Origin of the sequence: Bradyrhizobium oropedii (assembly GCF_020889685.1) — a bacterium.
GTDB lineage: Bacteria > Pseudomonadota > Alphaproteobacteria > Rhizobiales > Xanthobacteraceae > Bradyrhizobium > Bradyrhizobium oropedii.
Genome location: NZ_JACMYO010000274.1, coordinates 1 through 8662, shown reverse-complemented (window position 1 = coordinate 8662; position 8662 = coordinate 1). Strand labels below are relative to the sequence as shown.

5 protein-coding genes and 4 pseudogenes are annotated in these 8662 nt (G+C 58.5%); 6 read left to right on the top strand and 3 right to left on the bottom strand.

Annotation, left to right across the window (positions count from 1 at the left end):
- Nucleotides 1-127: 127 nt before the first annotated feature.
- Nucleotides 128-844: pseudogene (locus H8A95_RS39925) on the bottom strand (hypothetical protein).
- Between the two features lies 1 nt (nt 845).
- Here H8A95_RS39925 and H8A95_RS39920 point away from each other — a divergent pair.
- Both H8A95_RS39920 and H8A95_RS39915 read left to right on the top strand, forming a co-directional pair.
- Nucleotides 846-1099, top strand: a pseudogene (locus tag H8A95_RS39920) (DNA polymerase/3'-5' exonuclease PolX); the annotation flags it as partial.
- Between the two features lie 514 nt (nt 1100-1613).
- Nucleotides 1614-1850 (top strand): annotated as a pseudogene (locus H8A95_RS39915) (DUF4142 domain-containing protein); the annotation flags it as partial.
- 199 nt (nt 1851-2049) lie between these two features.
- Here H8A95_RS39915 and H8A95_RS39910 read toward each other — a convergent pair.
- Nucleotides 2050-5193, bottom strand: coding sequence for a Ulp1 family isopeptidase (locus H8A95_RS39910; protein WP_229188017.1), 3144 nt, complete (start codon nt 5191-5193; stop codon nt 2050-2052).
- Nucleotides 5194-5345: 152 nt separating this feature from the next.
- On the opposite strand from H8A95_RS39910, the gene H8A95_RS39905 reads away from it, so the two are divergent.
- Nucleotides 5346-5846, top strand: a complete 501-nt coding sequence (locus H8A95_RS39905; RefSeq protein ID WP_229172213.1) for a hypothetical protein — start codon at nt 5346-5348, stop codon at nt 5844-5846.
- Between the two features lie 246 nt (nt 5847-6092).
- Here H8A95_RS39905 and H8A95_RS39900 read toward each other — a convergent pair whose 3' ends face one another.
- Complete coding sequence (locus H8A95_RS39900; RefSeq protein WP_229172214.1) at nt 6093-6341, bottom strand: hypothetical protein; 249 nt, start codon at nt 6339-6341, stop codon at nt 6093-6095.
- Nucleotides 6342-6747: 406 nt separating this feature from the next.
- Between H8A95_RS39900 and H8A95_RS39895 the strand changes: the two genes are divergently transcribed.
- The 3 genes and pseudogenes from H8A95_RS39895 to H8A95_RS39885 all read left to right on the top strand — a co-directional run bounded on the left by H8A95_RS39895 (nt 6748) and on the right by H8A95_RS39885 (nt 8117).
- Nucleotides 6748-7062, top strand: a complete 315-nt coding sequence (locus tag H8A95_RS39895) for a Mu transposase domain-containing protein (protein ID WP_229172215.1) — start codon at nt 6748-6750, stop codon at nt 7060-7062.
- A pseudogene (locus H8A95_RS43970) lies at nt 7062-7465 on the top strand (ATP-binding protein); the annotation flags it as partial. The gene H8A95_RS39895 and the pseudogene H8A95_RS43970, both read left to right, overlap by 1 nt.
- Before the next feature lie 505 nt (nt 7466-7970).
- On the top strand, nt 7971-8117 hold the full coding sequence (locus H8A95_RS39885) for a hypothetical protein (protein WP_229172216.1): 147 nt from the start codon (nt 7971-7973) through the stop codon (nt 8115-8117).
- Nucleotides 8118-8662: the final 545 nt, after the last annotated feature.

Below are 8662 nucleotides of genomic sequence, written 5' to 3'. Positions count from 1 at the left end.
TAGTCGGGTCTTCGGCCTGCCTGGCAGAGCGAGTGATGCGCAAATGACTCTGATTTTCGCTCAGTTTGAAATTCATTCTCACGGAAGACACGGACAGGATAGAAACGTCAACGTGAACTGAGTCCCTCTACGCCAACCACTTCTCATTGAACAAAGGAAGCCCCTCTGTGTTTTCCCTAACGAAATCGCTCAAGCTAGCAATACCGTGATGCTTATTGGTCGACGTGATCACATCTCCAATCAACTTTCCAAGCCGAACGAACTGTGCTTCATCAAACCCTCTCGTCGTGAGAGTGGCGCTACCGATTCTCAGCCCACCTGCTTCTGATGGCGGACGATTGTCGAACGGAATCGGATTTCTATTGGCGATGACGTTGGCCCCTGACAACGCGGCTTCAAGTTGACGACCACTCATGTCCCGGCTCATCAAACTAAGAAGCAGTAAGTGCGACGAAGTGCCTCTGGAAACGAGTGTAGCGCCCGTCTCAAGCAAGCCACTCTCCAACGCACCAACGCCTTCGCGTTTCTCAACACGGTCCTGGCATATCTCTGAAAACAAGAAGTTTGCACTTCAGCTAACAATGCTGCTCTTGCTGCAATCAAATTTTAGGCGCCCCTGCAATCCGGGAAATATGGCCCGGTCAATCGCCTTCCCCAAACTCTCTTTGCATAAGATAAGCCCGCCGCCCCTCGGGCCTCGGAGTGTCTTGTGTGTGGAAGTTGTTACAATGTCGGCGTGAGGGAACGGAGACGGCACGGCACGGCCAGCAACGAGACCTGCGGTATAAGCCAGATCCACCCAGAGAAGCGCGTCAATCTCACGTGCGATCTCATGGGACGGCATCGCGGTCGAGATCAATGCGCATCCCTGTCGATTGGACCTGGCTGGCGTTGGCACCAGGCCACCTTCGATTCCGGCTACCTGCTGAGCGTCAATCCGGACGCCCACTCGATCGCGGAGCTCGACCATATGCACTGGGGTGTCGAGATGGCCCGAAAAGGCGGCGTACCGGCAAAGCAAGTACTGAACGCGATGCCGCGGCCGAAGATCACGCGAAACCTCCGCAGGAGGCGGCGCTCTATGGCGCGGGCGGCCTGACGCCACGATGAAGGACCCCGAACATACCTTAATGGTAGGTCCGCAGACCGGGCGCACCATTCAGCAAAGTACACAGCGCGACATCTTGAAATGACAAAGATACGGCTCAGTTCCTTAAAAATTCCAGGAGACGCAGCTCACGCGAAAGTTAGTTCAAGCTGTCGGCCGACAGCGCCGTGCGCCGGTAGCTTCCAAGGGATATCCGATCGGCATCTTCTGCGCTCGGGAATGTCTGGAAGCATTGCCAGCCTCAGATACCGCGCTCTTTAATCCCCTTTCAACCTCGGTTGATGCAGGTCAACGCTCCCCCTCTGTTATGTGGTTTAGGTCAACGCTCCCCCTTCTGTTACTGGAACTTCTTTCCCATGAACCAGCCCGACGACCGAGGTCCGGTTAGGGAGACGCCGAACCACAAGCCCTCGCGCTCGGAAGAGGCCCGGCGAGCTATCGAAGAGTACGCTAACGATCTACGGGAGATCATCAAGGAACTCCGCATGCGGCTGCATTGAGGTAAAGCAAGCTCGACAAGCTCAAGGGCCTAGCAGTAAATGAGTTCAGCTCCCAGTTCAATTCGATGCAGGTCAGCGCCCATAAGGACGCCGTCGACCTGTTCGAGCGTTATACCAAAGGCGGCGACAATGCGGATCTGAAGAATTGGGCCGGCAAAACCCTGCCCGTGCTTAAGCATCACCTTGAGATGGCTTCTCAACAAAAAAAGCGCGCACCTACGGCGGGCGAGAGCAAGAAATAGCGGCAGATCGGGGAGCTGCCGTTCCGCGGCTTTGGCTGCCACTGAGGCGGTTGGATGCCCGGACGGCCGATAGACTCGGAGGATCTGGCGAAAGTTGGCTTACCCATCACGATAACAACGACATCGCAGTCCATTTGGACGAACACACGAAGTCTCGCTGGCGCCGCCGCTTCGGCCAGCTCCATCGCCAAGGCCAACCTCAGCTCCTGAGCCGGTTTTGCAGGGCCAGGCGACTGACCCTGAGATTCCTAAGGTTCAGCAGATCGGGCTGTCCTGTTGCCAATCGCCTGACCAGCTCGCGCGTGCCGTCCAGGACAAACACGCCGCAATCATAGCTGTTTTGCTGCTGGGCCATCTCGGCTGGATTCAGGCTGAGGCCCAGCCGCCTTGCGAGCTTTGTTGCACGGCGGTCATTGTATCCTTGGATGGAGTCGTAGTGATAGGCGACCGGCCGTTGCCGGTCTCTGCGATCAACGAACAGCAGCGACCAATGAGTGCCGACTTCATCAGGACGATCGGCGTCGTTTATCGGCAGAAACAGGAAGTCGGCAGTATCGGTGCCATTTCGATCGATGAGGCGCTGGAATCGACTTCGCGCGTCGCCATCGGCGGCCGCCAAGCGTATCTGATAGTGGGCGACAAGGGGATCCACGAGCTGCGTCCGGACAGCGAGATACGGATGATTCTCCTGCAACGACTGCTCCAGCAGCTCGTAATCCCCCTGGATGTGCTCGTCGCGCAGCCATTGTTCATCCCCGAGCATCAGTCCGGGGCCTCGGGAACGGGCTGCCGGGTTCAAACCTCCGATAAGAGCGGCGGAGGCTGGGTCCCGAGACGCCCAAGCAGAATCAACCTCCTCGTCCAATTCGGACGGGGGCGGCGCATTCAAATCAACAAAAGACCCAAGACCGGCGTAGGTATCTGAGCGCGCCATGGCGGGGTGCGCTGGCGCAAAGTGAGCGTCGTCGCGCAATTCGGATGGCGTCGGCGCATTCAGATCAACAAAGGACCCAAGACCTGCATAGGTATCTGAGCGAAGCCTGCCAACGTGCGCTGACGACGCCTCCGGGGCCGGCCACATACTCCAGTCAAAGTTAGGGGGTATCTGCAGCGACCATAGTGAACTGGACCTGGTAGGTTCCTGCCGTTCGGCCTGCACCGTGTCGTGTGCCTGCTCGCGCGGAGCCACAGAGCACGCTGGGTCCACCAAACGCTGGTCCTGATCGCAACCTTCGGCAAGGACCGGTCGCCGACTGTCAGCTCCCGGCAGCACGTTGTGCCGCGCACTCGCGTCTTGGTACCCGCTCCCCGGTAATAGCGGCTGCGACTCCCATCGCAATGCATCCAGTTGATCGATTGGGACCAGCCTCACCGAGCGACCGCCTGAACCGGCGATGTCCCGAAAGTGCCGTTCAATGGCAACGCGTTCCGGATTGTCCAGCGTTCTCTGCCTCTTCGTTCTCCTCAATTCAGCTGTGTCGGGCTCATAGTGAATGAGGTCCTCCTCGCCTGGCAGGAGGCTGCTCGTGGCGCGTTCACCCATCAGTTCGTCCGGGACCTGCTGATGCGCGGATGCTCCGGATTGCGGAGGCTGGGCATGGCGCGCGGCTGCCTCGAGAGATGACGACGGGCCGGGTTCGTCCATCGCCTCCAAACGCAACTCCTGATCGTGGCCTAAACGGCCCGCGTCTCGCGCCGTGCGGTCCTGCGCGGCGGCGTCGACGATCCGCCTCGCCCCTGTCAGTCCCGCATCGTCGGCATCAGCATTGGTGGGAATACGGCGCTCGATCTCCATCGCTTTAACGCCGGCCAGCGATTTTCGCAGCTTAGTCAGCGCTGGAGCGATATTTCTGTGGCCACGGGCCTCTTCCTTAAATTTCTCGACATCTTCATCCAACGCGTCATCGAGAAGCCGACCAGCGATGCCCTCCTTGTTGTTTTCACGCAGGTAATCACTGAAACTCGTCAAAACAGCCGCATAGTTGGTCGCGGTATTTGTCGCTATTTCGTTTTTGTACTCCTTGATGAGAGCCGCGTCTTCGGGATAAGGATTTAGCTGAGCGCGGATTGCGATCGGCGGGATCTCGCCCGTCGCCTCGAAGGTCCGCAGATGATCAATTGCCGTAAGGAGCTTCGTGCGATCACCCGTTCCGCTGAACTTGCCCGCATCATCGCCCAGCGACTCCTCGTTGAGCCGAACAGCGATGGCCCCTTTGTTATTTGCGAAGAGCCAGCGGCCAAAGGTGCGAAGAGAACCTACGGTATTCTTGACCGTACGTTTTGCGGCATTGCCCTTGATGAGGGCCTCCTCAAGCCCCGAAATAAGGGGAACATCCTCGGAATAAAGGGGCTGCTTCCTGCGCCCCATTGATACCCCGGCTGACTGAGCTGGCTGCAAGGCCGATGACGACGGGTCTGGCTCGTCCATCAGCCCCAGGCGCGAGTCCCGGTCGTGGCCCTCCGCGGAAAGCTCCTCTGGCCAGGCGCCACCTTCCTGCGAGGCGTTGTGGTGCGCAGCGGCGTCGCTGATCCGCCTCGCGCCTATCAGTGCCGCATCTTCGCCATCAGCAATGGTGGGAATGCGGCGCTCGATCTCCATCGCTTTAGCGCCGACCGACGACTTTCGCAGCTGAGCTAGTGCTGCGCCGACATTGCCGCCCACACCCGTGTCCTGGTTATAGTTTGCGACATCTGCATCCAAAGCCTTTCCGGAAAGCCGACCAGCAATGCCCGGCTTATTTTTTTGACGCAGATAGTCACTGAAACCTCTAAGAGCAGTTGCATAGACCCTGGCAGTCTCTGTCGCTACTTCAGTTCTGAAATCTTCGATGAGAGCTGCGTCCTCGGGATAAGGAATCAGCTCAGCGCGGGCTGCGATCGGCACCACTCCGCCCGTCGAAGACGAAGTCCGGAGATGACCGATTGCCGTAAGGAGTCTCTTGGGATCGGCGGCCCCGATGAACTCCCGCGCATCATCGATCAGCGACTCATCGTGGAGCCGAGCAACGATCGGCTTCTTGCTATTTGCGAACAGCCAACGCGCAAAGCTCCGAAGAAAATACCCGTCGTGCCCGGCGGTACGTGGGGCGCTGTTGCCCAGAGTGAGGCCCTGCTCAACCCTCGAAATAAGGGAAGCATCGGCGGAGTAAAGGGGCTGGTTGTTGCGCCCTTTCATAACGACAGCTGGCTGCGGCGCGGAGGCCGCCGGCATTGCCCCCACAGTTGCACTTGAATTGGCGATTTCGCTCAGTTGTCGCTCGAAAGTCGCCGCATCTGCGGGTGGCTCCTGCAGGCTCTTGCTGTCCGATTGTTCTGTCACGCGCTGCGTCGGGGGGAAATCCATCCGGTCTCACTTTCGGTCGAAAACGGGCATCGATAACGCAGGGAAGCTGTCCAGAACCTGACGAAGGAAAAACGTTCCGCGCCCGGCCAGCGTGGAGCACGGCACCTGCCCCTAGCGAAGGCGATGAGGCTCAGGATCGGACAAAAACTCCCGTGCTGATCAATGATGCAGGGCCGATGACGGCGGAAGTGACGGCCAGCTTGGGTCAAATCCTCCTGAGCAAGAGGCGACGCTCAGGCGGAAATATCGCGAAGTTCTCGATGCCTTACTTACAGGTCAGGACTGTCCGACCAATGGCTAGAACCATCGGGATCGCCGATCAAGCTTGTATGCCTGTAAAAACAAGCATCCCCGTTCCGTCCATCGCGCCTCATGGAGCTCAAGCAAGCTCAATGTTCAGCGAAATGCCAGAGATCTTTTCAATCGGGCCGGCCCAACTCGCGCACGATAACGCGGCGCCGGCCCAAATTTATCAAGCCCAAAACGAATGTCTGATCTGCCGCAGTATCGCTATGACACCGCCAATGTATATCGATGTCCTAAGGTGCGGATTGAGCCGCGATGGCCCGAACCCGAATAGCGCGAGCGCCGCGATCCCCAAGGTTTGGATCATGGTCGGCCTCAGGAAGGAGGCCGCCAATCGGGCGGGTTAAAGACATTAAATTGCAATCTCGGGGTCGCACGTGGCCAAAATGGCGAAAAGGCTGGCGGCGCTCAGTGTGACGAAGCTGTCAAACGCGGACGGCATCAGACTCGATCGGCCATCAGGATTTATGACTCCATAATATCTGTCCCCTTAATTTCGTCCGCGGGCCTCCAACCGCGCATCGCCGGCCGGCTGTCTTCAAGCGCGGTGGCGTACTGTCTCGGCCATTGATTGCGCGGTCATCTCCACGGCTTCACTCGATCGGTACGGAAAGCGCCGGCGACTTCCTACCGTGCTGGCAAGCTGTTGGTCCGTTGAGCGGTAGGATCGGAGTTGAGGCAGCCGCCGCGACCTCGGCCCGGCTGATGAATTCGGTCAGATTGGCGTTTGAGGACCACTCCAAATAACGAACGAGCGCAAAGACAAGCGCGACAACAATGAGAATGCCGAGCACCGACGCTGTGGCTGTTCCCGACCAGCTTTCGCTGCTGAATAATGACATCATGGCCTCCGAGACCGAAGCTGCTACGCCTTCTAAGTCATCTCGCGATCATCACGTGTGAACGGCCTCACATCTCACGCGCACTTGATGTCGAGACAAGTCATAGACCAAGGCTCGCGGGAGCGTGGCCGAAAAGCTGTCCAAGGAACGGGCCGAACAAATAAGGCGGGCACTGGCGGATGGTTCGATTAAGTGTCGATGATCCCTCGAGGTAAGCCTTCGATCCAGCGAAATGAAAGTCTAATCTACCCTGCGTTCAGCTCCGCTCCAGAGTTTCGACTGGGAGAATATCCTTCACAGCCACGGCCGCCGCGACACTGGTCGGAAGCGACGGTTTGCCATCAGGCTGATCGAATACACATCCTGGCGGTTGAAGCCACTCGGCGGGCAGCCGTCGTTCGGATCCTTGCGTGAACTGACCCGCGTCGTCGGCAATGATTGCGCCGTCGAGATCGACACAAACAGCTACTCGGTACCGTGGCGCCTTATTGGCGAGCGCGTGGCTATAACGATCGCGGCCGGCGAAGTGCGGATCCGCCATGGACTCCACCAGGTTGCGGTCCACAAGCAATCGGAGGGGCTCCGGCTGCGGATCGTCGACTCCGCTCATCTCGATGGTGTTGTTGGGCGCAATGGCACGGTCCACCGGGCGGAGATCGCGGCGGCGACGGTGCTGGCGCCATCTCCACCGAACGAAGCCGTGGTCGGAGGAAGCTTCTGATGGCGCGGGCAAAGAAAGTCATTGAAGCAACAACCGATCCGCTCGATGCCATGCTGGCGCGATTGCAGCTCTCCGGCATCCGCGATCAGCTCGACAGCCTGCTCGACGAAGCGGCGCGCCAAGCCTGTCGGCACGTGAGACGCTGATCCTGCTGTGCGAGCGCGAGATCGCACGCAAGGATCATCGCCGCATCGAGATGGCGCTGAAGCTCGCACACTTTCCGGCCGTGAAGGAGCTTGCTGGCTTCGACTTCGAGGCGCAGCCGTCGATCGATCCAAAGCAGATCCGTGATCTTGCCGCGTCACGTTGGATCGCCAACGGAGAGAACGTGCTGCTTGGCCCGCCGGGCGTCGGCAAGACGCACCTGTCCATTGCACTCGGGCGAGAGGCAATCCTGGCCGGGTAGCCGATATCGTCCGGCACCCGCTTCTGTCGCGGGCCGGTTCAAAGCGCGAGCCGACGTTTGAATTATCAATTGATCACCGGCGACCGCATGAAATGTCCTCGGACAATCTCATCCTACGAACACCCTCTCTAGAAGCGACCGCGGCCGATACATTCCTGCCTATGTCAGAGACTCGTGCCATAAGACCATCATGCCTTCAGCTTCCAGATCCCAAAGGAGAGTGTGGATGAAGCGCGATGCCGAATTAAGCGGCATGGCTCACGTTGCTTTCGCCGGCCTGATCTTCGTTACTATTAAGGTTGTAACGCAGACAATTTCTCCCTTGGAGGTGACTGTTCTGCGCAGCATGCTGTCAATCCCAATACTCTTCCTTATGACAACCGGCGCGGACAGATCGCAGTTGGCACGAGGCACATGCTCCTCGAGCACATGCCGACAGGCTCAAAGTTGCGGCTGAGCGAAGTCAAGGAGCTGTTCGAACTCATGCGATGAGGAGAGATCAATGACCGTCTTGATCTACGTCGATACCAGCAAGCAAATTGACGACAAGGACCACCTTAAGGTCTTCGCCAACGAGGACGCCGCAGAAAAATGGCTCGAGGAGAACGACCCCGATGGCGTGGCGTTCGAGTACGACGTGCTCGAGTGAACCTGATCTTTTGTTGGAAGCTGCTGGGAAATTTCCCTGTCGCTACTGTCCATGCGCGGCTGGCGCCTTGGAAACTCGTCGTGGCGGCTTCATCCTCCCTCGCGGTCCGAGCGGGGATTTTTGTTTACCCTCATGCTCACTTTAGGGCCGGCAAGCCCTCGATACTGTCGCCGCCATGCAACATGCGGAATGTTCCGCCTGCTGGAACAGAAATTAAGACTCCATCGCCAGATGGTCTTCGAGCAGCGTCAAGCTAACCGGGCCGGAAGCATTCTCATTGCACGGACATTCAATTTTCCCGGAACGGGCCGCAGCGCGCAAATGCCTGCGGCCTTTTCAATTGCCGATAGGGATGGATGCCGCACAGCGCGCCCACCAGAACGAAACTCAGCGCCACATCGTAGGCGTGTTCAGGGCGTTGTGACCCGCTACCTTCAAGTCATCTCTTGAGAGTCGACCGTTTGCGGCGGCTTCGAGGATCTTGGAAGCAACGTGCGTCCTGGCGCCGGTTTCAAAGATGGAAATATTTTCGCAAACTTCCTCTA

Coding starts and splice junctions, on each gene's coding strand:
- H8A95_RS39910 (WP_229188017.1), bottom strand. CDS start 5,193: ATGGATTTCCCCCCGACGCAGCGCGTGACAGAACAATCGGACAGCAAG.
- H8A95_RS39885 (WP_229172216.1), top strand. CDS start 7,971: ATGACCGTCTTGATCTACGTCGATACCAGCAAGCAAATTGACGACAAG.
- H8A95_RS39900 (WP_229172214.1), bottom strand. CDS start 6,341: ATGTCATTATTCAGCAGCGAAAGCTGGTCGGGAACAGCCACAGCGTCG.